The organism is Paenarthrobacter aurescens (assembly GCF_025421775.1).
Lineage (GTDB): Bacteria > Actinomycetota > Actinomycetes > Actinomycetales > Micrococcaceae > Arthrobacter > Arthrobacter aurescens_B.
The window spans coordinates 41,689-66,412 of sequence record NZ_JAOEFX010000006.1 but is presented as its reverse complement, the minus strand read 5'-3'; the positions used below and the strand labels follow the sequence as shown (position 1 = coordinate 66,412).

Sequence of the window (24,724 nt, the reverse complement as noted above, 5' to 3'; positions counted from 1 at the left end):
GCACTGCCTCCCCGGCTGGGCGCACCAGTCAGGGGAGGCAGCACTCTGGGAGTTAGCTCTTAGGCCAGCTGGATTCGATGCTGTTGGCAACTTCCTGGGAGGATGTGCCGTTGATCCACTGCACGATGCCCTTCCAGAACGAGTTGGCGCCAACGGCACTCGGCATCAGGTCCGAGCCGTCGAAACGGAACACCGTGTCCGGGTCCTGGAGGATCTGGACGGTCAGCTTGTCAAGGTCAGACTGCGCGTTGGCGGGATCCAGGCCCTTGTTTGCACTGACTACGCCGCCGAGCTTGACGCGGTTGTTGGCGAAGTCGGCGCTGGCCAGGTATGCCAGGAAGGACTGAACCTCAGGGGTGTCCTTGTACGCGCCAACCATTTCGCCGCCACCGGTGACTGCCTTGCCTTTGCTTTCGTCAATCGGCGGGGTGATGAAGGCCCAGACGTCGCCGTCCTCTGAAACGTTTGTTCCTGCAGGCCAGTTGGCAGCCTGGAAGTTGGCCTGGTGGTGCATGGCGCAGGTGCCGTCAAGGACCGGCTGGCCGGCCTGGGCGAAACCGGTGCTCAAGATGGACCGGACGTCACCGAAGCCACCGTTGACCATGTCCGGGTTGAGCAGGATATCGCCGGCTTTGTTAAACGAATCCACGATCTTGGGGTCGTTGAACGGAATCTGGTGGGCTACCCACTGGTCGTAAACCTCGGGGCCGTGTTCACGCAGGACGACGTCTTCGATCCAGTCCGTGCCGGGCCAGCCCGTGGCCTCGCCGGATTCGAAGCCTGCACACCACGGCTTCATGTTCTTGTCATCTGCCGCGATCTTCTTGGACAGCTCGATCATTTCGTCCCACGTCTTGGGGACTTCCCAGCCCTTGTCCTTGAACGTCTTGGGTGCGTACCAAACGAAGCCCTTGACGTTGGCGAGCATCGGAGCGGCGTAGAACTTGCCATCCACCGTGCCGTACTTCTTCCAGTCCGGGGACCAGTTCTTGTCCACCAAATCGGACACGGTCTGCGGAGCGGGCTTCAGGTAACCGGCCCGGACCTGGGTGGCAAGGAGACCAGGCTGCGGGAAGATGGCAACGTCAGGGGCGGTGCCGGACTGGGCACGCACGCCGATCTGCGTTTCAAATTCCTTGCTGCCCTCATACTTGACGGTGATGCCGGTGCAGGATTCAAACTGCTTCCAGGATTCCTCGAGGTTGGTTGCTTCGATATCGACGATTGTCGAGTAGACGGAGACGGTCTTGCCGTCGTGCTTGCCATAGCTTTCGTAGGCGGAGCAATCATCCGAGCCGGCGGTAGATCCCCCACCGCCACCATCTCCGCTGCAGGCGGAAAGGGTAAGTGCCAGAACACCGGCGGCTGCGACCGGTAGCAGGTACTTGGTTTTCTTCATGCTAAAGACTCCTCGCTGAGTACAAGTGATTCGGGGGCGCAATTGATGTGGTGACGCTCACACTAGCGAGGATGGGCGTCGAAATGCAAGCGCTTACACCGAACGTAATCGCATCGATACCAAGTAACCTGTCGGCCTCAACGAGAAGGCCTCCGCGGGGTCTTGCGGCGGGGCAGCGGAGCGGATACCCCCGCCAACTGGAGGCCGCTTCGATTTGATTACCCAATGTTGCCTATGGAAAGGTAGGAAGTGTGGATGAACTCGAAGCACTGCAGACTATCGGCCGATTGATCAAAGAAGAACGCTTGGCCCAAGGATTGAGCCAGGTTCAGTTGGCCAAGCAGGCTGGTACCGCCATCAAGACCGTCCGCACGCTGGAATCGGGAACGCGGCGCACCCAGGAAATCAATCAGCGCAAGCTTGAGCACGCCTTGGGTTGGCGGGCAGGGTCGGTTTCAGAGGTTCTCAAGGGAAAGTCCACCTTTGCCCCGGACATGATCACTCCGGACGACATGCGCTCGGGAGACGAAGCCCGGCAGGGACCGCCCCGTGTAACGGTTCCGGCAGCACCCATCGCCCGCGCGTCACACCTTTCCGATGAGGAGCTCCTCGCCGAACTCACGTACCGGATGATGCACCGCAACCGGGGCTAGGTATCCGGGCACGAAAAAGGGCGGCTCCCCAAGCGTGGGAGCCGCCCTTTTGGCTGTCAGGGCATTGGCTGGTTTATGAGGCCTGCCGTGCCTCGCGGACCAACTCCGCGCACCGCTCGCCGATCATCATGGTGGTGATGTTGGGGTTCACGGTAGTCAGCTCCGGCATAACGGAAGCGTCAGCAACCCGGAGTCCGGTGACGCCCTTTACCCGGAGTTCGGGGTCCAGCGGAGACATGGCATCCTCAACCGCGCCCATCCGCACCGTTCCAGCCGGGTGGTACACGGTGTTGTGGGTAGCGCGGATGTAGTCCGCGATCTGCTCGTCGCTCTGGACGTCCTCGCCAGGGTACAGCTCCGTGCCCACCCACTCCGCCAAGGCGGGCTGGGCCGCGATCTCACGGGCCTTCTTGATCCCGGCAACCATGACACGCATGTCATGCGGGTCGGTGAAGTAGCGGGGATCCACTTTCGGCTTGTCGCGGAAGTCGCGGCTGCGCAACCTTACCGTGCCCCGGGAACGGGCGTGCGTGACGTTCGGCGTCAAGCAGAAGCCGTTCTCCGTCGTCGGGAATCCTTGCCTCAGCGTGTGCATATCGAAAGGCACGGACCCGTAGTGGAACATCAGGTCCGGCCGGTCCAGGCCCTCTTCGGTCGTAGTGAAAATGCCGGCCTCCCACCACTGCGTGGACGTCTCCGTCATGGGCTGTTTGGCTTCCCACTGGATAACCCCCTCCGGATGGTCCTGAAGGTGTTCGCCCACGCCAGGGGAATCAACGCGTACCGGGATGCCGAACCCCTCAAGCTGGGCAGCCGGGCCTATGCCGGAGAGCATCAGGAGCTTGGGAGAATCGATCGCGCCCGTGGAGACAATCACCTCGGAGCGCGCTGTCAGGTGATGGGTCCTGGCAAAAGCGTTGTCCACCACGGCCACGCCCGTGCAGCGGTTGTCGGCGTCGAAAGTGAGTTCCTTGGCGCGAAGTCCCGTCAGGAGCGTGAAATTCTCCCGCTCCATGATCGGGTGGATGTAGGACACAGACGACGACGCGCGGGTGCCGTCAGCCTGTCGGTTGATCTGGAAGAAGCTGGCACCGTTGATCACAGTCTCGCCAGTATTGAAGTGCACTTTGGGGATGCCGGACTGTTCACAGGCATCCAGCAATGCGCGGCCCGTGGGATCGGATGCCGGGACGTTCATCAGGTGCACAGGGCCGCTGTCTCCATGGTGCGGAGCGTCCGGCCCGGCGTCCTCGTTGCTTTCCAGCTGCTTGAACAGGCGGAAAGCCATCTCCGAGTTCCATCCTGTGGCACCAAACTTCTGCTCCCACTCGTCAATGTCCTCCCGGGGTGCCCAGAAGGCAATACACGAGTTGTGGCTGGAGCAGCCGCCCATCACCTTGGCACGGGCATGGCGCATGAACGAGTTGCCGTTCTCCTGCTCCTCGATGGGGTAGTCCCAGTCGTAGCCTGATTCCAGCAGCTCCATCCAGCGGTCCAGTTGGAGAATCTCGGGAATCCCGCGATCGTCCGGTCCGGCCTCCACCAGTGCCACCTCAAGGGAGGGGTCCTCGCTCAGGCGCGATGCCACGGCTGCGCCGGCAGAGCCGCCGCCAACCACGATGTAGTCGAACTCAGTCTTTGCCTCGGATGTCATGCGTCACTTCCCGTCTGTCAGTGCATCAGTGGCGGCGTGGTCCTTGAACCAGCCCGTCACCTGTGGGTCGATGTTCTGGTAAATGTGCTTGGCTTCCTGGTACTCGGCCAGGCCTGTGGGGCCGAGCTCACGCCCAACGCCGGACTGGCCAAAGCCACCCCATTCCGCCTGCGGCAAGTACGGGTGGAAATCGTTGATCCAGATAGTGCCGTGGCGCAGGGCCCGGGCCACGCGCTGGGTCTTTCCCGCGTCCTGCGACCAGACAGCACCAGCCAGGCCGTAGTGGGTGTCGTTGCCGATCTTGATGGCTTCTTCTTCCGTACTGAAGGTTTCCACCGTCACCACCGGGCCGAAGGCCTCATCCACCACGACGGACATGCCGCTCTTGACCTGGTCCAGGATGGTGGGGAGGTAATAGAAGCCCTTCTCCAGATCGCCCTCGCCCCATTTTCCGCCGCAGCGCAGGCGTGCACCCTCTGCGACGCCCTTGTCCACGTAGGCGGTGACCTTGTCCCGGTGTGCTGCGGAGATCAGCGGTCCGGTCTCGGCCGCGGGATCGAAGGGTCCACCCAAACGGATCTGCTCCGCGCGGCGCACCAGTTCGTCCACGAATTTCTCCGAGATGGATTCTTCCACGATCAACCGGGCACCAGCCGAGCAAACCTGGCCGGAGTGCACGAACGCGGCATTGAGTGCATTGTCCAATGCTGCGTCGAAGTCGGCGTCGGCAAAGATGATGTTGGGGTTCTTCCCGCCCAGTTCCAGCGCCACCTTCTTGACCGATGCTGCGGCCGAGGCAGCAATCGTCTTCCCGGTTTCCAAACCGCCGGTGAAGGACACCAGGTCAACGTCAGGGTGACTTGAGAGGACGGTGCCCACCGTCTTGCCTGCACCCAGGATCAGGTTGGCAACTCCGGCAGGAAGTCCCAACTCCTGGAGAACGTCCATCATGAGGATGGAGGTGTGCGGGGTAAGCTCGCTGGGTTTCAGGACAAAGCTGCAGCCTGCGGCCAACGCCGGTGCGATCTTCCAGGACGCTTGGAGGAGCGGATAGTTCCATGGCGCAATCAGCGAGCAAACGCCTACGGGCTCGTACTCGATCCGGCTCACTACGGTTGCGCTTCCGGCGTCCACCATCCGTCCGGATTCCTGGCCGGAGAGCTTCCCGAAGTACTCGAAGCAATTGGCGATGTCGTCCATGTCGATTTCGCTCTCCACCAGGCGTTTCCCAGTGTCGAGCGTCTCTGCCCGGGCAAATTCGTCTTTACGTTCGCGCAACCTGTTCGCGACGCTGATCAGGAAGGAACCCCGCTCCAGGGGGGATTTTCCCGACCATTCGCCCGAGTCGAACGCCGCCCTGGCGGCCTCGACGGCGCGTGCGGAGTCCTCGGCCGTTCCCTCAGAGACGGTACCCACCAGTTCGCCGTCGGCGGGGCAGTGGATTTCCCGGGTGCCGCCGTCGGATGCTGCAGTCCAGTTGCCGCCGATGTAAAGCGTTTCGGTGCTCATTTAGTTTCCTCCTGCGTTTCGAAGTCAGATTCCCAATTGTCTTTAGCCACCTGGTCCTCCACCATCACGGTGATTCCAGGGGCTGCACGGTTCAGGTGCAGGAATTCAAGGTGCTGTTCGTAGTGGTCAAGGACGTCCGTGATGACCTGCTCCTTGGTGTATCCCATGAGGTCGTAGCCGCGGCTGCCTTCCAGGGAGAACACCTCCATCCGGTAGTAGTGGTCATCCGGATCGACGCGACGGGTGGCATAGCTGGGCGTCTCGTACTGGACCGGGTAGATCTGGTACTTGAAGGGCCGTTCCTCCCCCATGGCCAGCTGCAGGTCGATGCTTTGGATGCCACAGGCTTCTACGGTGGCTATCGTCAGGGCAGTCTCGGCACCTTGGGCCTTCAGTTCGGCCTCGACTTCCTGCAGGGCCGGGATAGCCACGGTATCGGCAAAGCGTGTGGTCTGCTTGCGGCCGGGGTAGCTCATGGCCCGGGAGAGCCGCTGGCGCCACGTGCGCCCACTCCGCTGATCGCTGGAGCGCCCCGTGATGATGCCAGGCAGGCTGGCTCGGTAGCTGTCATTGAGGGTGTTCTCCACTCTCAGCGCCTTGTACAGCCCCAGCATGATCAATACCAGCAGCAGCGACAACGGCAATCCCATGACAATCGTGGCGTTCTGCAGTGTCGCCACACCGCCCACGGTCAACATGGCGAGCGTCAGCAGGCCCGTGGCCACAGCCCAGAACACGCGCATCCATTCCGGTCCGTCAGAATCGGCATCCTTCAGATGGGACGTGAAGTTGGACATCACCAGCGCGCCGGAATCAGCCGAGGTCACGTAGAACAGCAGGCCGGTGAACGTTGCCACCGCAGCAGTGACGGGAACAGCAGGGAATTCGGCCAGGAGACTGTAGAAGCCCCGTTCCGGGTGGCTCATGGCCGCCTCCCCAAAGGCAGCGTTTCCGTTCATGATCAGATCCAGGCTGGAGTTTCCGAACACGGAGATCCACAACAGGATGAACATGAAGGGAATGGTCATGGTGCCCAGCACAAACTGGCGGATGGTGCGGCCGCGGGAGATCCGGGCCAGGAACAGTCCCACAAAGGGCGCCCACGCGATCCACCAGGCCCAGAAGAACAGGGTCCAGGCGTTCAGCCAATCCGTTGGCCTGTCGTAAGCGAACGTATCCAGGGTCATTCCGGGGAATCGGCTGATGACATCGCCGATGTTCTGGACAATGCCGTCCAAGAGGAAGTTGGTCTTACCCGTCACCAGGACAAATAGCATCAATGCCAGTGCCAGGATCACATTGAGCTCGGACAGGCGACGGATTCCCTTTTCCACGCCGGCCACCACGGAAACCGTGGCCATCACCACGGACAATGCGATCAGGCCGATCTGCACCGCCAGGTTCTCCGGAATCCCGAACATGAAGTTGAGTCCGTAGTTGAGCTGCACGACGCCGATGCCCAATGACGTTGCGATGCCAAAGATGGTGCCCAGCAGCGCGGCGATGTCCACCGCATGTCCCACGGGCCCTTCGATCTTCTTCCCGAAAATCGGATACAGGGCGGATCGGATACTGAGCGGCAGGTTGTGGCGATAGGAGAAGTAGCCAAGGGCCAGCCCCATCAAGGCGTACAAGGCCCAGCCCGCAATTCCGTAGTGAAAGAGCGTCCACACCAAGGCCTGCCGGGCGGCTTCAGCCGTTCCGCCCTCACCTTGTGGCGGTGCCAGATACTGGCTCACGGGTTCGGAGACCGAGAAAAACATCAGGTCGATTCCGATTCCGGCCGCGAACAGCATGGCAGCCCAAGTGAACATGCCGAACTGCGGTTTGGAATGGTCCGGCCCCAGCTTGGTCTTGCCCACCCGGGATAAGGCCACCACCAAGACAAAGACCACCACGGCAGTGACGATCAGGAAGTAGTACCAACCCATATTCGTGGATACCCAGGACACCATGGCGCCGATCACGGCATCGGCGTTCTCCTTGGCGAAAATAGCCCATAGGGCGATAGCCACAACACCAATAGCGGAACCGAAAAAGACGGTCTTGTTCACACGGGTCTTGGCTTCAGGTGCCGCGCCAGCCATTCCGGCGGCGTTTTGTGGCAGCTTGTTTTCTTCAGATTGAGCCCCTGCGGAGCCCGCAGGGGGTTTCGAATTCTGGCTCATCGGGGTCCATTTCAGTTTTGAGGCTTAGTGCAGACGTGGCTCCCTGGGCGTGCCCATGGATACGTCAGCCCGCATCATCGTGAGTCTGGCTTGGCTTTCGACGCTACCAACGCACTACGGAAAGGGTCGATTTATATGAGTCCTGTCACTATGCACCCACCCCGGATTCCGCAGGGCGTCCCCCGCTATTTGCTACGTGCCCGCTTTGCGGCGGACCATCTCGTTGATCCAACTGGGGGCAAAGGGGGACGTGCAATTAGGCGGCGTCGGATAATCCTTGAGGACCTCCAGGCGTTCGCCGATACCCAAGGCACGGGCACGGAGGCCAGGGTGTTCAATCCCTATCTGGGCCAACGTGTGGTTCATGGCCCATTGAAGGCGATCTGGGGCTTCCTTCATCTCGGCTTCGATGGTGTCCAGCAGCTGCTCCAAGGCCAGGCCCTCAGGTTTCTTGACGACCCGCTCGGACGTCAGCGCCCACCCCGCACTCGCCACTACAGGGTCAGCGTCAGCGAACCATTCCTGGCGCAGGTCCTCGCAGTGCGGGCTCTTCTTCACCACGTAGTTCACCAGCCAGTCCTGCACCTTGGGAGTACGTGCTTCCCGCAGCATGCGGTCCAGTTCATCGCGTCCGAACGCCTTGGGTTTACAGATCAGGAGTGAGAGCAACCGGGCTGCGGTATCGCCCGTGTCCCAAAGTTCCTTGGAGAGGTCCTGCTGTGTTTTCAGCCTTTTCGCCACAGCACGCAGTTTGCCGAGATTCACGCCGTGATCGTCGCCGTGTTTCTCGTTCACCTCTCGGGCACGGGGATCCTCCAAGCCGGCAAGCTCAGCCATCACACCGGCCACCGTCGAATCGAACACCGCTGTTTCAGCCACCGGCTACCTCCTGTCCGTCGAGTGTGAACCTCAGGCTACTCGTTAAAAGGGGAGGGATGGCAGGTCATCACCGTGCTTCCGCATCGGCTGAGAGCTGCCATCCCGGGTGTGGAGCAGTGGGCCGGGTTACTTTTCACCCTTGAACATGCCGGCGATCTTTGAACCGAGGTCCTTGAGATTTTCGGCCGCATCCCCGGCGATCTCCTTGGACTTCCCAGCGACATCTTCTGCCAGTTCCTTGGCGTTCTCTCCGACGTCACCGGAGAAGAACTCCTTGACGTTTTCGGTGGCTTCGCCAGCAAATTCCTTCACGTTCTCAGCCGCTGCACCTGCAAACTCCTTGGCGTTCTCAACGGCGTCGCCAGCAAATTCCTTGACGTTTTCAACGGCCTCGCCAGCGAAATCCTTCGCGTTTTCTGCCGCCCCGTTTGCCGCTTCGGCGCCGGTGGTCTCTTCACTCATAGTGCTCTCCTCTGTGACGGTTGGAACTGTGACAACACGTTCAAAGGGAGGTGCTCCCCCTTTGAACTCAAACTATGGGCACCGGCGTTGATTTGGCAACGTCAGCGAACCCTTTCGGCCTTGGTGAACCTGGACCGGGCGCCGGAAATCATATGCACCAGCACTGGGGTCTTCTGTCCGATCACAAGGTCCAGGGCCTCGACCAGTTGCGAGACTTCAGCGGCGAGGATGTGCGGTGCAACGCCCTGCCGGGGTTGGATTCGTATGCGCAGGCCAGCTTGCCCCTCCACCTCATAGGTGGCAACGGAGGCACCTGCGAGGTCGGTCCTTTCGGACAACGCGGCTCTGAGTGCTTGTTCGGCGACAGCGCCGCCTATCCTGACTTCGCCGTCGACGTCGCTGTCGTCGTCGCTGGCCACCAGAAGGTTCGCCCGGCCCTTACCTTGCTGCGAGAGCCAGGCGACCATCGCGATGATGATGGCCACCAGGATCACTCCGGCCACAATCCACAGCCAGCTCTCCTGGCGCCCGGGTAGCCGCGTTTGCCGGAAGAGGTCCTCTGCCCCCGCCCAGACAGCGGCGGACCAGCCGTGCCACCAGGTAGCAACGGCTGGCACGGTAGCGAGCAATAGAAGCAGCAGTCCGACGGCCAGAAGCGTCGCACCAATGATGAAAAGGAGAACCCGGTTGAGGGCCCGGGGTGTGCCGTTCACGCTCCGACCACCCCCGACGCCGCCACGTTCACCCGAACAGCCGGCATGGGCACAGGCGACATTTCCTCCAACTCAGCCTGCACGGCGGCCAGCACGGATTCCTCGCTGACACGGCTCCCGGAGGTAGGCCGCACGTTGACCACCACTAATTGCCTGGACACAATCACCATGACCTGTTCCTGCGACACATTCGCGGCTGTCCGGGCCCGACGCGCCAGAGCCGAAGCGAGTACTTCATCATCAACCACGACGGCAGTGCGCGGGTCCCGCAGCAAATGGCGGGCACGCCTGCCAGGCAGCACTGCGTGCAGGAGGAAGAACAAACCGATCATGGCTATCACTGCGCCACCCGCACCGAGCAGCAACGGCGAAATCCCGTCCGGGAGGGCGATGATGCGCTCGGCTGCTGTGGTGGGTTCGATCAGCCATGGAGGTTGTCCAACGGCACGAACACCGGCTTCAAGCAACGCGTAAACGCAAAGGAGTATCACCAGGACCGCTGCAATCCCGGCCGCCCCGGCGCGTGACGAATGGGTCTCCCGGCGAAGAATGCGGGTCATGGCTGGGTCCTCGCCAGCCACCGGCCTGACGCCTGGTGCTGTGTCATCCACAATGTCAGTCTGATCCTGTGTCACTGAACGCGCCCTCCCTCCGAAACGTGCGCTCCGCTGATCCTGATGTCCACCCGGCTGAGCTGCGATCCGCTGAGTCGGGTGAGGGTCTCCAGCACCGATGCTTTTGCCGCTACTGCACGGTCCCAGATGGATCCGCCGAAGCCTTGGACCCGCTGCGGGTTCCGCAGTACTTCGTTCAAAGCCGGGATGCTGATAGGTGCCACGATCGACAAAGCCAGCAGGCCGTCGTCGTCCGCCCAATCAGCGCGGATATCGCCCGGCGCAACGCCCAGAGCCTCGGCGGCAGCGGCTCGGGCCAACGATGTCAATGCCTGGGTACTGATCCGGTTGTGGCCGGCCAGGCTGCTGGTGGATTCCACAGCCTCAGCCACGCTCATGACGAGGAGCGCCGGCCCGTAATGGCGTCAAGGACGCTCCGGAGATCCAGCTTGCCGTCAGCGGCGCGGCCAAGGAACGCACCGATACCCATAAAAAGCAGGGAGATAAGGAAGCCCCACAACCCGAACGAGAGGGACATAAACGCCACAAAGGCGCCGATCGCAATACCCACAACGGTCAAGCTCATTGGAGTGCCTCCCTTTCAACTACCGCAGTTTTGGTTCCGGCGGGTTTGGCCGGTGGGGCGATAAAGACATCGTTGATTTCGATGTTCACTTCGATGACCTGCAGGCCGACGAGTTCTTCCACGGCCCGGTAAACGGCGGCCCGGACCTGGTTGGCGACGCCATGCAGGGGGTGTCCATAGAGGGCTACCAGATTGATATCCACGGCCACTTGGGTTTCGCCCACCTCGGCACGGACACCGGCCGCGTGGTCCGAACTGCCAACAGCATCGCGAATTGCGCCGAGAGCACGTGATGGGCCTGACCCCAAGGAGTAGACGCCGGGCACTGTGCGGGCAGCGATGCCTGCAACTTTAGCCACGGCGGCCTCGGAGATAATGGTGCGTCCGGTACCGAGGATTTCGCCCCCGGGCACGGGATCAAGCTGCACGTTCTGGTCTTCCATGGAGCACTCCCCTTCTCTTGAGTACCACCCTAGCGTCTAGCTCCGACGCTTTGGGAGAAGCGTCGGAGAGAAGGGAGTGCGCGCGGCGGCGGCTACGTGCAGTTCTTGTCCGTCCAGTCCTGGATGGGTTTCATCAGCTCTTCGAACTGTCCGTCCCCGTACTTGCTGAAGTCTGAGCCCGCAGCCTCCGTGAAGGCCCGCAGCTTCTCGAATGCCGGCTTCAGTTCGTCCGGTACCTTGCCCTGCATCTGGGACAGTTCCCGCTTGGCTTTGTCGATGTCCTCAGGATTCCCGCCCACCAGTCCTGCCAACGGCAGGATGGTGACACTCAGCATCGTGGCACTGACGGAAAGACACGCTTCCGACATCGACGGGAACTCACCGTAGACCCCGCCGGTTCCGGTGGACGTGCCGGGACTCGCCGTTGTGTCCGGGCTTGCGCTTGTGGGCGCGGCGGAGGTTGTGCCCACCTCCGCCGCCGGCGCCTCCGACGACGGACTGGGCGACGACTGCGCAACCGGTGCCGGGAAGGAGCAGGCACTGAGCGTGAGGGTGGCTATCAGGAGGGCTACCGGAATGAGGCGGCCAGGCTTGGGCGTACTCGAACGTGAAATGGTAACCATGGTTCCCCCATAGATGAGTGCGATGACGAGCCGGCGAGGCAAGAATACGCCCACCCCCATGCCGTGAACAGAGCCAGGTTATCCACAAGCCCGGGTTCGTGACTGTGGTGGGCCCATTCGCCCCACCTAGACTGGCCGACACGTCACCAAAACAGCTGCTGGGGAGCTTGCCATGCCACGCCTTTCGTCTGCCACTTTTCCTTCTGCCCGAGCCCGGACCGCGGCAGTGATTGGCATGACACTGGCGTTGCTTCTTTGCAGCTGCCAAGGCGGCTCCACCCCCAGCGGCTCACCTTCCGAAACGGGCTCGACGACGGCGTCCCCCGCCGTAAGCTCCACTCCTCCCCCGGGTTCTCCCACCCCTTCAGCGTCCGCTGTCTACAAGCCCGCCGATGCGAAGGGCAAGGCCCAGAACGTCCCTGTGCCCGTGATGCCCGAGCTGGCAAAGGAGAACTCGAAGGCGGGGTTGGAGGCGTTTATTGGGTACTGGTATGAGGTCGGTAACTATGCCGATGAGACCGGCGATATCTCCGGGCTAAGCACTCTGAGTACCCCCGAATGCAAAGCTTGTACCCAATTCCAAAAGGCCGCCTTGGATGGCTCCAGGGATGGCCGGTGGATTGTAGGCGGGAAGGTAAGTACCCCGAGAATTGATGTCTCGTGGAACTCCGGGGAGGCCACCCATCAAGCCAACGTCCAAGTTATCCAAGAAGCGATCACTTACTACAACGCAGACGGCACGGAAGGGCGCCCAGCGGACCCGGCAACGAATGACGCGTTTGTTATCGCCGCCAGTTTCGATTCGACGTGGAAAGTTGTGGACATCGGTGTCATTCGTTGACAAAGCCTGTCGCCAAATTCTGAGCCTTGGCCTAACCGCAGCCGTGCTCACCAATTCAATGCCAGTTCAAATGGCTCATGCAGATGACGATTGGGCATCTACGAACAGAGCAGCCGGGACCATCGATGTGGGGTCCCGTTGGGTGTTCGACCCAACCACAGGGACATCTTCTCCGGCCCTCAGCGGTACGGCGACTTCGTCCACGGCGGTTGACCCGAACCAGTACATGGCTGATACCCACTGCCGCTCCGACGGGCCCGACACCAAGGACCCTGGCTGCGACGCCCTCGAATGCCCGGCAACCACCCCCGGCGGGGACGAAGGCACACCGGTCATCTGGAAAGAGGCACCCAAAGCCATCACCAACCCCGGATGGACCGACTGGATCCCCGTCAGCGGACCCACGTGCTTGTACGACGCCCAACCCGAAAACGTCCTGGCCAACATCGCCGCCCGCATCCTCAACGACTTCCGCCAACTACCCATCAACCCCGGAAACCTCGAAGCCCAACCGTTCCCGCACACCCTCAAAGGCGGACCCACCAACTTCTACGCCACCGCAGGAGAACAGGGCTTCGACGTCACCATCCTCGGCCAAACCGTGCACCTGACCGCAACACCCGCCAGCTACACCTACACCTACGGCGACGGAACAGCCCTTGGACCAACACCGGGGGCCGGCTACTCCATCCCCCAAACCGAATGGCTCACCAACGACACGCGCACCAGCCACATCTACACCGAAACCGGCAACTACCAAGCCGCCCTCACCACCAGCTTCACCGGAACCTACTCCGTCAACAACGGCCCACCCCTGCCCATCAACGGAACCCTGGACCTCACCACACCGGCCAAAACCATCCAGGTCTGGAAAACAGAAAGAGCACTCGTCGCCGACACCTGCCAGGAAAACCCCAACTCCTGGGGCTGCCCCGGCGCAGAATCGGCACGGTAGGCAGCTGATCGGCGGCAACGACGAGGAAAGACGAGGAAATACGTACCGTCACCACCAACTTTGAACAGCTATGAGCTTTGACACACGGAGAATTGCGGCGCGTCATGGACCCGAAGAATCAAAGTGGGTCGTGGCGGCACACGCTCGAACGTCGGTTGAAACCCGGACAAAGGGTTAAAAGAAGAAAAGCACCAGTTCCGAAGAACTGATGCTTCCCAGTGGTGGCTCCGACCGGCGTCGATCCGGTGACCTTTCGATTTTCAGTCGAACGCTCTACCAACTGAGCTACAGAGCCTAGGTGACATGTCACCTTGAGAACCGAATTTCTTCGGCGCTCAGAGCGACCCTGACGGGACTTGAACCCGCGACCTCCGCCGTGACAGGGCGGCGCGCTAACCAACTGCGCTACAGGGCCTTGCGTTTGCAGTATCTCTACCGCGTTTTTTTCAAGGCTTCTAGCTTACCAGACTTTTTTCATCCGGTTTACCACTTCCTTGCGTACCCCCAACGGGATTCGAACCCGTGCCGCCGCCGTGAAAGGGCGGTGTCCTAGGCCGCTAGACGATGGGGGCCTGAACTCAATTCGGATTCTGCAAGGAAAAGCGACGCTTTACGCGTTCTTTCCGTGTCTCGCTCGTCCGAACTGGACTCTAAAACTTTAGAGCATAGATGGCGATATTCCCAAATCGAGGTCTGCGGACGGTCCAGGGACGCCGAGCTGAGGCTCATCGAGGGGCGAACTCTCGGTGCTTGGAAGAGTCGAAGGCCCACCCCTCGCGAGCGCACTCACCAAATCAACCATCCCGGCCACCAAAGATTGGCAGGATCTTGTCCTGAGGCGTCCGAAAACCGCCAGCCGCCTTCGCTGTGCGACGGCTAGATTGGCCTTATGACAACCACCTCCCCGGCCGAACCCGGCCAGCCTTCCCCGGACTTGCCACCGCGCACCACCCCCGCGCCGGCGTCGGGCATCAGCAAACTCGGCATCGCGGCGGTCCTCATCACCGTCGTCCTGTGGGCGTCGGCGTTTGTAGGCATCCGTGCAGTCGGCCCCAGCTTCTCCCCCGGTTCCTTGACGCTCGGACGGTTGGCGGTTGCCGCCGTCGTGCTTGGAATCGTGGTGCTGCCGACGCTGAAGGTCTGGCCAAGCGGCCGGGAATGGTTGCCGATCGTTGCCTACGGAGTGATGTGGTTCGGCGGCTACAACGTTGCACTGAACGCCGCGGAGCACATGCTCGACGCCGGCACCAGCGCCATGCTGATCAACGTCTCGCCCATCCTGATCGCGATCCTTGCAGGAGTCTTCCTCAAGGAGGGCTTCCCGCGGTGGCTGCTGATCGGCAGCGGCGTGGCATTCTGCGGCGTCGCAATGATCGCCTTGGGTTCCGGGCAGCGTTCGACGGCGGATGTCGCCGGTGTGCTGCTGTGTTTGCTTGCCGCTGTGCTCGCCTCGGTGAGCGCGATCCTGCAGAAGCCCGTGCTCCGGAAGTTCACGGCAGGCCAAGCGACATGGTTCGGGATCATGGTCGGCGCGATCTGCTGCTTGCCGTGGACAGGCCAGCTGATTTCCGAAGTCCAAGCGGCACCGCTCCCTGCAACGTTGGGCCTGATCTATCTGGGCATCTTCCCCACAGCCATCGCGTTCACCACCTGGGCATACGCGCTCTCCCTGATCTCGGCCGGAAAGCTGGCCGCCACAACGTACCTGGTGCCGGGCACCACCATCCTGATTTCGTGGGCCGTACTTCAAGAGGTCCCCACAATCTGGGGACTGATTGGTGGCGTAGTGTGCCTGATCGGCGTGGGCCTGACCCGGCGTCGGACCCGCTAGCTCACCGTTAGCGGGCCATGCCAGCCAAGAGTTCGCGGTGTGTTGGCGGGTTGGCTCCCGGGCGTCCCACGGCAATCGAGGCGGCCATGGATGCAATGGTGCCGATCCGTTCCATGACGGTAGGAGCCAGTCCGTCGCTGCCACGTAGCAGCAGCCCCATTATGAGCGCAGCCGTGTAGGAGTCGCCGGCGCCGATGGTGTCCGCGACAGTGGCCGGGACGGCCGGGACGTTGAGCTGTATGTGCCGGGTGGCCATGAGCGAACCCTTGACCCCTTGGGTCACCACAGCCAATCCGGTGCCCAGGGCGAGGAGGTGGTTCGCCGTATCCTCGAGCGCTTTGCCCGGATACAGCCAGCGGGCGTCGGTGCCGCTGAGCTTTACGACGTCGGTCAGCGGCACTATTTCCTCGAACAGGGCGAGTGCCTCGTGGTGGCTTCCCAGAAGATCGGCGCGGATATTGGGGTCGTAGGTGACCATGCACCCGCCCTGGGCTTGCTCCAGCAAACTCCGGACCACGCTTGCGCCGGGCTCCAGGAACGTGGCGATGGAACCCGTGTGCAGGATCCTCGGTGCATAAGGCAGTGCCAACGGGGCCAAGGCCCAGTCAATATCGAAGGTGTAATCGGCCGAACCGTCGGCAGCTATCAGGGCCGTCGCCGTCGCGGTCTTGCCCAGTGACATGGACCCTGGCAACAGCACCACGCCCGCACTCTGCAGATGGGCGGCGATAGCGTCGCCACGTTCATCACGGCCAATGGCTGTCAGCAATCCTGTCTTTACGTCCAAGAGGCCAAGACCATAGGCGACATTGGCCGGCGAACCACCGGGGTACTCCACCTGTCCATCGGAGGACTGCACGATGTCGATCAACGCCTCACCAACAACGACGACGTCGAGGGGCTCAGGCGCGGGGGAAGGGATGCCGGTCATGCGGTTCCTGTGTCTGTCGAAAAGTCGAAAAGAGGATTGGTTTTCAGTATCTCTCATCACACACCGCGCTATTGCGGCATTCGCGGACTAAAGTCGAATCATGCCCGCGAATCTTCCTCCCGGCCTTCCCATAGTTCCGGACGGCGATCGCCCGTCATCGCCGCTCCAGGAACGGAACGCGGTGCACAGTCCGGTTGAGCACGGCCAAATTGACGAGGCATACGCAGCTGGAGTGGCCCGGCCTTTCGAAATGTCGCCCGAGGATTTCGAAGAGGCCGTCAGCGATGCCCTCCAACTGATCCCGCCCAAAGCGGCCAGCGCCATGGACAACGTAGCGATATTCATTGAGGACGACTACACGCCGCAACCCGGCGAAGATCCGGACACTGTGTTGTTGGGACTCTACGAGGGCGTGCCGCTGACCGAACGTGATTCCTGGTGGGAGGCCGGTTCCCTACCGGACCGGATCACCATCTACCGGCAGCCGATCCTGGACATCTGCGGCACGCGGGAAGAGGTCATTGATGAAGTGGCCATCACTGTGGTCCACGAGATCGCGCACCACTTCGGGATAGACGACGACCGCTTGCATGAGCTCGGCTGGGGCTAGCCTTATAGACATGGGGCACGACCACAACCACTCCCACGGAGTCACAGCAACCGGCAAGCATCGCAAGCGGCTCATCGCCGTCCTGGCCATCACCCTGGGGGTGGTGGGCATCCAGGTGGTTGGCGCCGTCGTGTCTGGCTCCTTGGCGCTGCTGGCGGATGCCGGCCATATGCTTTCTGATGCCGCAGGCGTCTTCATCGCGCTCATGGCAGCGTGGATTGCTACGCGCCCCGCCAGCGATCAGCGCACGTACGGCTACCAGCGGGCCGAAGTGCTGGCCGCGCTGGCCAATGCCCTGATCCTCATCGTCATCGCTGTGGTAATCATGATCGAGGCGATCCGACGCTTTGGCGAGACCACGGAAATTCATACGGACGTCATGCTGTGGGCAGCCATTCTGGGCGCCGTGGCAAACCTCATCTCGCTCTTGATCCTGCAGGGCGCACAAAAGGAAAGCCTCAACGTCCGTGGCGCCTACCTTGAAGTCCTCGGCGACCTCCTGGGTTCCATCGCGGTCATCGTTGCGGCAATTGTCATCATGACCACAGGATTCAGTGCTGCGGACCCCATCGCCTCGGTGCTGATCGCCCTGATGATCATTCCCCGCGCCTGGCACCTGCTTCGGGACGTGGTGGACGTCCTCCTGGAGGCCACTCCCAAGGGCGTGGACGTCAACATGATCCGCGAACACATCCTCGCCGTGGATGGCGTTGTGGAAGCTCACGACATCCACATATGGACCATCACGTCCGGCGTCCCTGTGTTCTCGGCCCACGTTGTGGTGGAAGACGACGTCCTCAATGCCAGCGGGGCGGACAACATCCTGGATCAGCTGGGGTCCTGCCTGGGACGGCACTTCGACACGGACCACTGCACCTTCCAATTGGAGCCCGTCAGCCACTCCGAGCACGAATCACACCAGCACGCCTAGGCACTCCCACCAGTGGCGTCCTCGATGCTGACCGTCCCTGCCGCTCCGTCCACGGTGACCTGCTGACCCGTAGTTAGGCGCGAAGCGGCGTTTGGAACCCCTACTACCGCCGGGATGCCATACTCGCGGGCCACTACGGCTCCGTGCGAGTTGGGGCCTCCCATTTCCATGACAAGCCCTCCGGCGGTCAGGAACAGCGGTGTCCAGCCAGGGTCCGTTGACGGCGCAACGAGGATTTCGCCCGGCTCCAGGTGCGCACCTACGGGATCCATGATGACGCGCACCGGCGCGGTCACCAGGCCTGCCGACGCCGGACTGCCGGACAAAGTGCCAGGGCGCTGTTTTCCGCTGATCCCGGCCGTGGCTTCTGGTTCTGTCCCATCAGATAACAGCACCCGTGGGATGTGCCTGCGCCGGAGTTCCTGCTCATAAAGGGCGCGACGTTCTGAAACCAACTCGTGCAGGTTGTCTCCTGCCAGCGCGGTCTCGGCTTCGTCGAGGTCCAGGAAGAAGACGTCCTCGGCATGCCCAATGTGCTGGGAGGCAGCAAGCTCGTTTCCGACCAGGAGCAACTGCTCCCGCGCAGCGGCCAGCCCCAGGACGAGGTTGTATTTGGGCAACTCCCGCAGTCCCGCAAACCTCCGGGTCCGGTCCAAGGCAGTTCGCACGATTACCGCGTGCACCGGGCTCTTCGTCCTGGCCCGCGCCACGAAGCGCGCCACCTGGTCATCGGCTTCCCGGGCGGCCCTTTTGAACTGCTGGTCCGGGGACTCTGCACCGTCCGGAAGCCTCAAGTAGTTGGCTACGACTCTAATGATGTGGGTGGGGTCATCCGACCAGCGCGGCATGCCGAGGTCGATCTCGGCAATGGCACGGTGCCCGAACGTCCTGAGGAACGAGCTCAATCCGGCTTGGGCAACGGCGGGGAGCTTTCCGTCCCGATACTGCTCCGTCAGTTCGGCCGCCGTTCGACCGGTCATGGAGCCAACGGCGTCGGGGTCTTTCCGAATCTCAGCGGCGAGCTGCCACAAGGTCAGATCCATCTCCGTGGTGACGTTGTGGGGCAGGCCGCGGATGACCGTTTGGAGCTCGTCATGGGAAGCTTGTTCGCCCAGGAGCCGCCTCACCAGCCCCAGCATCGCAAAGCCGAGCGCAGGAAGGGGCAGTACCTGCGGCACTGTGGCGAAGAGTTCCTCTCCAAGGATCCTCTGGACATGGCCGAGCCGCTGATGGGGCGTCGCTCCACGCGGGACCACAAGGGTGGCGCGCAATTCCGCGGTGAGTTTCTCCACCCGTTTCATGGCCGAAGCCGGGCGGAACAGGCCGCGGAACAGTGACTCGGGAACGCGGTACTTGGCCGCAACCGGAGCTACATGACGAATCAGCTTCAGAGGTGTCTTGATGGTCACCGGGAAGCGTGGGTCCTCGAAGAGACCACGCATCAGCGTGGCTGAGCGGGCTTCCATGACATCGAAAACCCGCGGCGCGATCGCCCGGCCTGCCCGGCTCCGCAGCACGGGCGTGAGGTCGAAGAAGATGCGTTGTCCGGCCTCGTAGTATGGCGCCGGCCCGGACCGGGGATCAGGCACGTCGAACGCGGCCGTCCTGGCGACGCACGATGCTATGAGGCGGATGCCGGCCAAACCCATGGGCGTCAGGGGCCTTGTGAGGCCCTGCGCGAGGCTGAAGTTCAGGAAGGCGTGCTCTCCGGGGGTCGGAGGGCTACGCGTGGGTTCCGGGTACAGGGTGGTGATGGGCCGGGCTTGGGTGAGCCACAATTTTCCCTCGTGGTCGATGGCCCATTCGATGTCCTGCGGGGCTCCGTAATGCTCTTGGACCTTGGTGCCCAACCTCACCAGGGCGAGGACTTGCCCTTCGCTGAGGCAGGGTTGCGGGTTTGCACCGTCAGGTTGATGCTGGCTGGGACGTTCAACCCGTTCCGTGCCGCCGCCCGGTAGAGAGCGGATCTCCACCTGCCTGTCACCCAAGGTTGTTTTTGCAATGGCACCGCGACGGACGTCCACCACATACTGGTCCGGATTCACGGCCCCGGACACCACTGCCTCCCCCAAGCCCGGGCTGGCGTCAATCACCGCCTCGTGCCGATTGCCTGTCACCGGGTTGGCGGTGAACATGACCCCAGCGACGGCTGAGTCCACCATTTCCTGTACCACCACAGCCAGGGTGACCGACGCATGGTCAATCCCGTTGATGTTCCGGTAGGTCACAGCACGGTCTGTCCAGAGCGAAGCCCAACAGCGACTCACGGCGTCCAGGACAGCGTCCACGCCCACCACGTTCAGGAAGGTGTCCTGTTGACCGGCAAAACTCGCGAAGGCCAGGTCCTCGGCGGTAGCTGAAGACCTGACGGCGACCGGGACGTTGTCCCCCAACTGCTCGTAGGTGGACCGCACCGCTTCGGCGACCTCAGCGGGGACACCGGCGTCGAGCACCAGGGACCGTGCCCGGGCGGCAAGCCCGTTCAGTTGTTCCAGATCGGAAGAGCCCGCCTCCTTCAAAGCAGCAAAGACCTCGTCCAGGCCAATGGCCGAGAGAGCGTGCCTGTATGCAGCCGTGGTGAGGCAGAAGCCGGGTGGCACGGGCAGGCCGGCGCTGGCAAGCTCGCCCAAATTCGCCGCCTTGCCACCCACGTCTGGAAGCATTCTTCCGCGGATTTCGGCGATGTCCAGAATGAACACCGTGCCCGACATCCCAAGGCCGGCGCCCTGATCCTGCGGCTGTTCCCCGGCCTGCTGGCTGTTCATGGGGGGTGAGGGGCCCTGGCCTAAGCAGCGCCGAGCATCGGCCCGAATTTGTGGCGGTCAGCGAGCCTGGGATCCTCACGGTCAGGAACAACCAACACTGGCCCCTTGGCGTGGTGCAGGACGCCGTCCGACGTGGAGCCCAGAAGCATGCCCGCGAATCCACCGCGACCTCGTGTGCCCAAAACCACCAACTCGACGCTGCGGCTTGTTTCCACCAGAACGTCTACCGGCGAACCGTCCCGGAGTTCCGTCTCGATGGTCAATTGCGGGAAGTGGCTCTTGAGCCACGCCACACCGGCGTCAAGCTGAACCCGGATGTCGGCAAACAAGGCATCGCGGTCCAAGGGAGCCGGAACCCAGGCAAGGGAACCGCTGTACTGCGGTACTGCGCAGATCACCCGGACCTTGGCTCCCATGCGCTGGGCCTGCTCTGCCGCTTCGAGCACTGCCACACGGGCTTGCTCTGAGCCGTCCACGCCCACTGCAACAACGTTTTCCACTGTGCGCGGGCCGGCCTTGGCATGCTCGGCCTTGATGTGTTTGTCCTCGGTGTTCTCCCCCAGGCGGTCGGCGCAATACAGCGGAACCGTCACAGTGGGGCATTTGGCGTGGGCTGGCAACGCGCTGCTGACCGACCCCAGGAGGCGTCCGACGAAGCCGCCACGGCCCCGGCTACCGAAAACAAGAAGGGCAGCGTCCGCAGAGAGGTCCAGCAGGACACCGGCGGCGTCGCCGTTTTCCACGGAAGCGTCAACGTCGATGGCATAGCCGGAGATTTTGTCCATGGCCTGTTTAACGATCGCGTCCGCACCCTCGCGAATTACCGAGTCGTCCACAGTTGCGTAACCACCATCCAGCCCGGATGCGGCAAAGATGGGCACGGAGTATGCCGTGACGATGTGCAAGGGGAGCTGCCTGCGCTCCGCCTCGCGTGCGGCCCAAACCAAGGCGCACTGACCGTGCTCTGAACCGTCCACTCCGACGACAATGCCGCCCGGGGCAACAGCCTGGTCATCGCCCTGCTGTGGCTCTTCACTGTGTCTGCCGTGCTGGTCCATGGGGCCCGCCTCTCCACCTACTGCTTGATGTTCCGGCTATTCTGCCAGAGGTTCTCCGAGTCGGATTCCCTGACTGCTTCATTGTCAATGGCCGGGGCAGGAGAAAGCTGAAACTTTCTCCTTCCACTGCTCACTATTCTCGGTCGGCAACGCCGAATCAAGGCGACTTTGGGCTATGTCTATAACGGTCCGGGCTCGGTTGCCGCAGGCCCATTTTGCGCTCCGGATGAACAACGGAAACACGCGGATACGGGAGGCTATCCATGGCCGAAAAAGTTCGGTAGTGTTCGAGTCACCGAATGGCCGGCAAAAGTGTTCCACCACACACTCCGGTCATTTATTTGCGGCCGCTTGGGGACTCGGACGCGAGCCCACGCGATGCCGAAAGGCACACACGTCAAGGAGGAACCAAGCAGTGTCACTCACGCCTGATTCCGCCACGGAACGCACCACCACCGTGGTCATCGGAGCCGGCCTGTCCGGCTTGGCAGTTGCCAGTGAGCTCAGCCGCTACGGCGTGGGCTCCATCGTGGTAGACGGGTTTGGAGCGTTGTCAGCCACGGGCCCCTCGGTCCACACGGGCATGCTTAAACGCACCGACACAGCCGATCCGGCAGCAATGCAGGAACGCAACGAGATCCTTCGCCACCTGCGCAACTACGCCGCAAGCCATCATCTTGACGTCCGCAACACCACCCGCGCCGTGCGCCTTGATTTCCTGGGCTCAGACCCGTCCCAGCAAATCGGTTACGGCTTGGCCGCCAGCATGACGACGGCGGGGCTGAGGACCGGGCTCCACGTTTCCGGCCCACTCGAATCCATGCCGCGGCAGTGGGCCGTCCACACCGCCCAAGGGGTTCTCTTGGCCGACCACATCGTGGTCACGCGCTGTGCGCAGAGCCAGTTGCGCCGGATGCTGGCGGAACTCGGAATTGCCATTGGGCAGAACCTGGCCGCCGCCATGCGGGCAGTCGGGATGCACCTTGTGGGCGTCGGCGAACTCATCACCCCCACACCCAAGGAAGTGCTCCGCCAGGCGAAGGCCGTGGGCCAGGCAATCTCGGCCAAAGTTGCCCTTCCGGCCGGGCCGGGTATCGCCACCGCATAACGGGTCAAGCCCGCAAACACCGGCTCCCAACCCGGCAAAGGCCGGCTGGTCCGCCGTCGTACATCCGCTGGGAAACTTTTTCGCACAAAACTTAACGCCAAAGGCCGGTGCCTTCGGAGACGAAAGTCTCCGAAGGCACCGGCCTTTGAACTGAAGCGTGAGGCTTATGCGCCAGCGCGTACGTACGTGAGGGGACCCGTTGCGGTCAACCAGCTGATCGGGTGGATGCCCGTCTGGTTGCCGTTGATGCCACCACTGATGGCCTGGCCGTTGCCGATGAAGATGGCGACGTGGCCGGACTGGACGATCATGTCACCGGGCTGGGGGTCGCTGACAACCTTGCCGTAGTTCATGAACTGCATGGGGCCGAGGTCACCTACGGGGATACCTGCGGAGCCGAGGGCCTTTTCCACCATGGCGGTGCAGTCCTGCATGATGCCGATCTGGGCGTAAGCCGAGGCAACCATGGCTGCGTTGACGCCACCGACTGCCGGGGCTGCAGCAGCGGGAGCAGCAGCAGCAGCCGGAGCGGCAGCTGCAGCCTTGGCGACCGGAGCCGTTGCAGCGGCAGTGGTAACTGCTGCCTTCTTGGCTACGGGAGCGGGAGCAACCGGTGCCGGCTTTTCGATGACCGGAGCTGCTACGGAGGCAACAGCGGGGCGCTCGAAGTTGATGGTTGCCGTGGATGCGGCGGTAACAACCTGGGTGGGAGCCTCGGATACGGTCTCAGCGACCGTTGCCGGGCTGGAATCCCGCTGTACCGGAGCTTCGGCTGCGTGGGCAGCAATGGATCCGGTCAAAACGAGACCCGAGGCTGCTGCGATGACGGCTGCCTGGCGGCCAGCGCCGGAAGCGTTGCTGGCAACTGCCTTGGAGATGGAGATGAACGGATTAGGACGTACGCTGTCCGCCTTACGACGGCCGCGAAGAATGCGTGAAGACATGAAAGAGCCTCTCCCGATGCCTGCGAGGTTAGCTGTCGGATTCGGATGGGAGTCACCCGGTCACTATCCCCCGCTGTTCAGCGGAAGCTTCGTGACTTCACCCCAAGGCACGCTCGAAAGCGACCTAAAATGGGTTCCCCGTCTCTGCCGTAAGGTTTGTCTGCGAACGGATTCCGGACTGCGGCAGAGCTAGGCAATCAGGCCGGAAGTGCCTGCTACGTGGAACAGGCACAGGTACAACCGTACGCGATGATCACGCGGAAGTCACATTTAAGTAACGAGAAGCGTGGTTCTGGCGTGTCGCGGTGATCGTTTCGAGATATTCGCAGGTACGTAGAAAACCCCGTCATTCCGCGGGAGTATCGCCATCCGGGTCGTTTGAAGCGGCAAGTTTCTTCCTTGCCGTAACAGCCAGGAAGATCACGAGACCGATAGCAACAACTGCCAGTCCGACGATGCTCCACGGGAAGGGCTGGGAAGCATCCGGGGCAGGCTCACTGTTGCCGGTTCCCGGCGCCGCGGTTCCCGCCGTCGGCACTGCTGCGGTCGGTGCTGCTGACGATGCCGAGGCCGTCGGTGAGGCACCCGCTGAACCGCTTGCCGGCGTCGTGCCTCCTGCGGTGGCCGTGAAGGTAAAGGTGCCCTCGATCGGGTGCGAATCGGAGCTGACCACGCGCCAAACCACCGTGTATTCGCCGGCCGGCGCGCCATCGCGCAGCTTCTGGACCGCCTGGTTGTCGATGATTTCAACCGGGCCATCGGCCCAGTTTTCGCCGCCCGCAGTGACCGTCACGCCGGATCCGATGGCCAGCGGCCGGTTGTTGAAAGTAATGGCGACCGACGCCGGTACTTCCGTCACGCTGGCACCGTTGGCCGGCGTAGTGGATTCGGCGACGTCGTGTGCGGACGCCGGAGCCGCAGAAAACAGCAGGGCGGACGCGAAGGCAAGAGCAGCGACGACGGCGGCCAGAAGCGGGCGGATGGTGCGCATGGGGCGGTTTCTCCTAGTGTTGGCTTCCTTACAGACTAGGCGAATCGTCGGAAGCG

The 24,724-nt window shown here is 62.4% G+C and carries 24 protein-coding genes, 3 tRNA genes and 1 riboswitch; of the genes, 7 read left to right on the top strand and 20 right to left on the bottom strand.

The features are described from left to right. Nucleotides 1–52: 52 nt before the first annotated feature. Nucleotides 53–1,399, bottom strand: coding sequence for an ABC transporter substrate-binding protein (locus N7568_RS13900; protein ID WP_261610387.1), 1,347 nt, complete (start codon nucleotides 1,397–1,399; stop codon nucleotides 53–55). Between the two features lie 251 nt (nucleotides 1,400–1,650). On the opposite strand from N7568_RS13900, the gene N7568_RS13895 reads away from it, so the two are divergent. Then, nucleotides 1,651–2,052 carry a helix-turn-helix domain-containing protein gene (locus tag N7568_RS13895; protein ID WP_261610386.1) on the top strand — a complete coding sequence of 134 codons (402 nt, stop codon included), beginning with the start codon at nucleotides 1,651–1,653 and terminating at the stop codon, nucleotides 2,050–2,052. A gap of 73 nt (nucleotides 2,053–2,125) precedes the next feature. On the opposite strand, the gene N7568_RS13890 is transcribed toward N7568_RS13895, so the two are convergent. The 11 genes from N7568_RS13890 to N7568_RS13840 all read right to left on the bottom strand — a co-directional run bounded on the left by N7568_RS13890 (nucleotide 2,126) and on the right by N7568_RS13840 (nucleotide 11,703). Continuing rightward, the gene (locus N7568_RS13890) at nucleotides 2,126–3,706 is read right to left on the bottom strand and encodes a GMC family oxidoreductase (RefSeq protein WP_261610385.1); all 1,581 of its coding nucleotides are present in this window, start codon (nucleotides 3,704–3,706) and stop codon (nucleotides 2,126–2,128) included. Between the two features lie 3 nt (nucleotides 3,707–3,709). After that, nucleotides 3,710–5,215, bottom strand: a complete 1,506-nt coding sequence (locus N7568_RS13885; RefSeq protein WP_261610384.1) for an aldehyde dehydrogenase family protein — start codon at nucleotides 5,213–5,215, stop codon at nucleotides 3,710–3,712. Continuing rightward, nucleotides 5,212–7,383: a choline BCCT transporter BetT gene (gene betT / locus N7568_RS13880; protein ID WP_306422917.1), complete on the bottom strand. Its 2,172-nt coding sequence runs from the start codon at nucleotides 7,381–7,383 to the stop codon at nucleotides 5,212–5,214. The genes N7568_RS13885 and betT overlap by 4 nt, the downstream gene beginning before the upstream one ends. A gap of 192 nt (nucleotides 7,384–7,575) precedes the next feature. Then, entirely contained in the window at nucleotides 7,576–8,220 is a 645-nt protein-coding gene (locus N7568_RS13875; protein ID WP_261610621.1) for a DNA alkylation repair protein, read from the bottom strand. Between the two features lie 168 nt (nucleotides 8,221–8,388). Next, entirely contained in the window at nucleotides 8,389–8,724 is a 336-nt protein-coding gene (locus tag N7568_RS13870; RefSeq protein ID WP_261610383.1) for a hypothetical protein, read from the bottom strand. Between the two features lie 101 nt (nucleotides 8,725–8,825). Continuing rightward, complete coding sequence (locus tag N7568_RS13865) at nucleotides 8,826–9,437, bottom strand: hypothetical protein (RefSeq protein WP_261610382.1); 612 nt, start codon at nucleotides 9,435–9,437, stop codon at nucleotides 8,826–8,828. Next, the gene (locus N7568_RS13860; RefSeq protein WP_261610381.1) at nucleotides 9,434–10,072 is read right to left on the bottom strand and encodes a DUF6286 domain-containing protein; all 639 of its coding nucleotides are present in this window, start codon (nucleotides 10,070–10,072) and stop codon (nucleotides 9,434–9,436) included. Before N7568_RS13860 ends, N7568_RS13865 begins: the two co-directional genes overlap by 4 nt. Further along, on the bottom strand, nucleotides 10,069–10,449 hold the full coding sequence (locus N7568_RS13855) for a hypothetical protein (RefSeq protein WP_261610380.1): 381 nt from the start codon (nucleotides 10,447–10,449) through the stop codon (nucleotides 10,069–10,071). Before N7568_RS13855 ends, N7568_RS13860 begins: the two co-directional genes overlap by 4 nt. Next, on the bottom strand, nucleotides 10,446–10,637 hold the full coding sequence (locus N7568_RS13850) for a DUF2273 domain-containing protein (RefSeq protein WP_261610379.1): 192 nt from the start codon (nucleotides 10,635–10,637) through the stop codon (nucleotides 10,446–10,448). The genes N7568_RS13855 and N7568_RS13850 overlap by 4 nt, the downstream gene beginning before the upstream one ends. After that, nucleotides 10,634–11,080, bottom strand: coding sequence for an Asp23/Gls24 family envelope stress response protein (locus N7568_RS13845; protein ID WP_261610378.1), 447 nt, complete (start codon nucleotides 11,078–11,080; stop codon nucleotides 10,634–10,636). Before N7568_RS13845 ends, N7568_RS13850 begins: the two co-directional genes overlap by 4 nt. Before the next feature lie 92 nt (nucleotides 11,081–11,172). Further along, on the bottom strand, nucleotides 11,173–11,703 hold the full coding sequence (locus N7568_RS13840) for a hypothetical protein (protein WP_261610377.1): 531 nt from the start codon (nucleotides 11,701–11,703) through the stop codon (nucleotides 11,173–11,175). A 172-nt stretch (nucleotides 11,704–11,875) separates the two neighbouring features. On the opposite strand from N7568_RS13840, the gene N7568_RS13835 reads away from it, so the two are divergent. Together N7568_RS13835 and N7568_RS13830 are read left to right on the top strand one after the other, a co-directional pair. Continuing rightward, nucleotides 11,876–12,544, top strand: a complete 669-nt coding sequence (locus N7568_RS13835; RefSeq protein ID WP_261610376.1) for a DUF6318 family protein — start codon at nucleotides 11,876–11,878, stop codon at nucleotides 12,542–12,544. A 70-nt stretch (nucleotides 12,545–12,614) separates the two neighbouring features. Further along, nucleotides 12,615–13,499 (top strand): hypothetical protein, encoded by an 885-nt coding sequence (locus tag N7568_RS13830; protein ID WP_261610375.1) that lies wholly within the window; start codon nucleotides 12,615–12,617, stop codon nucleotides 13,497–13,499. A gap of 219 nt (nucleotides 13,500–13,718) precedes the next feature. Here N7568_RS13830 and N7568_RS13825 read toward each other — a convergent pair. The 3 genes from N7568_RS13825 to N7568_RS13815 all read right to left on the bottom strand — a co-directional run bounded on the left by N7568_RS13825 (nucleotide 13,719) and on the right by N7568_RS13815 (nucleotide 14,071). Continuing rightward, nucleotides 13,719–13,794 (bottom strand) — tRNA-Phe (locus N7568_RS13825). A 46-nt stretch (nucleotides 13,795–13,840) separates the two neighbouring features. Then, nucleotides 13,841–13,914 (bottom strand) — tRNA-Asp (locus tag N7568_RS13820). Nucleotides 13,915–13,998: 84 nt separating this feature from the next. Beyond that, nucleotides 13,999–14,071 (bottom strand) — tRNA-Glu (locus tag N7568_RS13815). A 317-nt stretch (nucleotides 14,072–14,388) separates the two neighbouring features. On the opposite strand from N7568_RS13815, the gene N7568_RS13810 reads away from it, so the two are divergent. Next, nucleotides 14,389–15,330 (top strand): DMT family transporter, encoded by a 942-nt coding sequence (locus N7568_RS13810; protein ID WP_261610374.1) that lies wholly within the window; start codon nucleotides 14,389–14,391, stop codon nucleotides 15,328–15,330. Between the two features lie 7 nt (nucleotides 15,331–15,337). Here the strand turns inward: N7568_RS13810 and N7568_RS13805 are convergent, their stop codons facing one another. Further along, nucleotides 15,338–16,261 (bottom strand): PfkB family carbohydrate kinase, encoded by a 924-nt coding sequence (locus N7568_RS13805; protein WP_261610373.1) that lies wholly within the window; start codon nucleotides 16,259–16,261, stop codon nucleotides 15,338–15,340. Nucleotides 16,262–16,361: 100 nt separating this feature from the next. Between N7568_RS13805 and N7568_RS13800 the strand changes: the two genes are divergently transcribed. Continuing rightward, nucleotides 16,362–16,871, top strand: a complete 510-nt coding sequence (locus N7568_RS13800) for a metallopeptidase family protein (protein WP_261610372.1) — start codon at nucleotides 16,362–16,364, stop codon at nucleotides 16,869–16,871. A gap of 10 nt (nucleotides 16,872–16,881) precedes the next feature. Then, nucleotides 16,882–17,802 (top strand): cation diffusion facilitator family transporter, encoded by a 921-nt coding sequence (locus tag N7568_RS13795; protein WP_261610371.1) that lies wholly within the window; start codon nucleotides 16,882–16,884, stop codon nucleotides 17,800–17,802. Here the strand turns inward: N7568_RS13795 and N7568_RS13790 are convergent. Continuing rightward, the gene (locus N7568_RS13790) at nucleotides 17,799–20,567 is read right to left on the bottom strand and encodes a PEP/pyruvate-binding domain-containing protein (RefSeq protein WP_261610370.1); all 2,769 of its coding nucleotides are present in this window, start codon (nucleotides 20,565–20,567) and stop codon (nucleotides 17,799–17,801) included. The genes N7568_RS13795 and N7568_RS13790 overlap by 4 nt on opposite strands. A 20-nt stretch (nucleotides 20,568–20,587) precedes the next feature. Continuing rightward, the gene (locus N7568_RS13785; protein ID WP_261610369.1) at nucleotides 20,588–21,625 is read right to left on the bottom strand and encodes a universal stress protein; all 1,038 of its coding nucleotides are present in this window, start codon (nucleotides 21,623–21,625) and stop codon (nucleotides 20,588–20,590) included. Nucleotides 21,626–22,040: 415 nt separating this feature from the next. Between N7568_RS13785 and N7568_RS13780 the strand changes: the two genes are divergently transcribed. Continuing rightward, nucleotides 22,041–22,733: an FAD-binding protein gene (locus N7568_RS13780; protein WP_261610368.1), complete on the top strand. Its 693-nt coding sequence runs from the start codon at nucleotides 22,041–22,043 to the stop codon at nucleotides 22,731–22,733. A gap of 164 nt (nucleotides 22,734–22,897) precedes the next feature. Here the strand turns inward: N7568_RS13780 and N7568_RS13775 are convergent, their stop codons facing one another. After that, entirely contained in the window at nucleotides 22,898–23,677 is a 780-nt protein-coding gene (locus tag N7568_RS13775) for a hypothetical protein (RefSeq protein WP_261610367.1), read from the bottom strand. A 3-nt stretch (nucleotides 23,678–23,680) separates the two neighbouring features. Further along, a riboswitch (cyclic di-AMP (ydaO/yuaA leader) is annotated at nucleotides 23,681–23,849 on the bottom strand. A gap of 174 nt (nucleotides 23,850–24,023) precedes the next feature. Beyond that, entirely contained in the window at nucleotides 24,024–24,668 is a 645-nt protein-coding gene (locus N7568_RS13770) for a copper resistance CopC family protein (RefSeq protein ID WP_261610366.1), read from the bottom strand. Between the last annotated feature and the right edge of the window lie 56 nt (nucleotides 24,669–24,724).

Bases quoted from the DNA above. Each gene is read 5' to 3' on its own strand.
- N7568_RS13775 (WP_261610367.1), bottom strand. From the start codon at position 23,677: ATGTCTTCACGCATTCTTCGCGGCCGTCGTAAGGCGGACAGCGTACGT.
- N7568_RS13900 (WP_261610387.1), bottom strand. From the start codon at position 1,399: ATGAAGAAAACCAAGTACCTGCTACCGGTCGCAGCCGCCGGTGTTCTG.
- N7568_RS13885 (WP_261610384.1), bottom strand. From the start codon at position 5,215: ATGAGCACCGAAACGCTTTACATCGGCGGCAACTGGACTGCAGCATCC.
- N7568_RS13785 (WP_261610369.1), bottom strand. From the start codon at position 21,625: ATGGACCAGCACGGCAGACACAGTGAAGAGCCACAGCAGGGCGATGAC.
- N7568_RS13795 (WP_261610371.1), top strand. From the start codon at position 16,882: ATGGGGCACGACCACAACCACTCCCACGGAGTCACAGCAACCGGCAAG.
- N7568_RS13845 (WP_261610378.1), bottom strand. From the start codon at position 11,080: ATGGAAGACCAGAACGTGCAGCTTGATCCCGTGCCCGGGGGCGAAATC.
- N7568_RS13770 (WP_261610366.1), bottom strand. From the start codon at position 24,668: ATGCGCACCATCCGCCCGCTTCTGGCCGCCGTCGTCGCTGCTCTTGCC.
- N7568_RS13875 (WP_261610621.1), bottom strand. From the start codon at position 8,220: ATGGCTGAGCTTGCCGGCTTGGAGGATCCCCGTGCCCGAGAGGTGAAC.
- N7568_RS13850 (WP_261610379.1), bottom strand. From the start codon at position 10,637: ATGAGCTTGACCGTTGTGGGTATTGCGATCGGCGCCTTTGTGGCGTTT.
- betT (WP_306422917.1), bottom strand. From the start codon at position 7,383: ATGAGCCAGAATTCGAAACCCCCTGCGGGCTCCGCAGGGGCTCAATCT.
- N7568_RS13855 (WP_261610380.1), bottom strand. From the start codon at position 10,449: ATGAGCGTGGCTGAGGCTGTGGAATCCACCAGCAGCCTGGCCGGCCAC.
- N7568_RS13800 (WP_261610372.1), top strand. From the start codon at position 16,362: ATGCCCGCGAATCTTCCTCCCGGCCTTCCCATAGTTCCGGACGGCGAT.
- N7568_RS13870 (WP_261610383.1), bottom strand. From the start codon at position 8,724: ATGAGTGAAGAGACCACCGGCGCCGAAGCGGCAAACGGGGCGGCAGAA.
- N7568_RS13810 (WP_261610374.1), top strand. From the start codon at position 14,389: ATGACAACCACCTCCCCGGCCGAACCCGGCCAGCCTTCCCCGGACTTG.
- N7568_RS13840 (WP_261610377.1), bottom strand. From the start codon at position 11,703: ATGGTTACCATTTCACGTTCGAGTACGCCCAAGCCTGGCCGCCTCATT.
- N7568_RS13790 (WP_261610370.1), bottom strand. From the start codon at position 20,567: ATGAACAGCCAGCAGGCCGGGGAACAGCCGCAGGATCAGGGCGCCGGC.
- N7568_RS13890 (WP_261610385.1), bottom strand. From the start codon at position 3,706: ATGACATCCGAGGCAAAGACTGAGTTCGACTACATCGTGGTTGGCGGC.
- N7568_RS13835 (WP_261610376.1), top strand. From the start codon at position 11,876: ATGCCACGCCTTTCGTCTGCCACTTTTCCTTCTGCCCGAGCCCGGACC.
- N7568_RS13805 (WP_261610373.1), bottom strand. From the start codon at position 16,261: ATGACCGGCATCCCTTCCCCCGCGCCTGAGCCCCTCGACGTCGTCGTT.
- N7568_RS13830 (WP_261610375.1), top strand. From the start codon at position 12,615: ATGGCTCATGCAGATGACGATTGGGCATCTACGAACAGAGCAGCCGGG.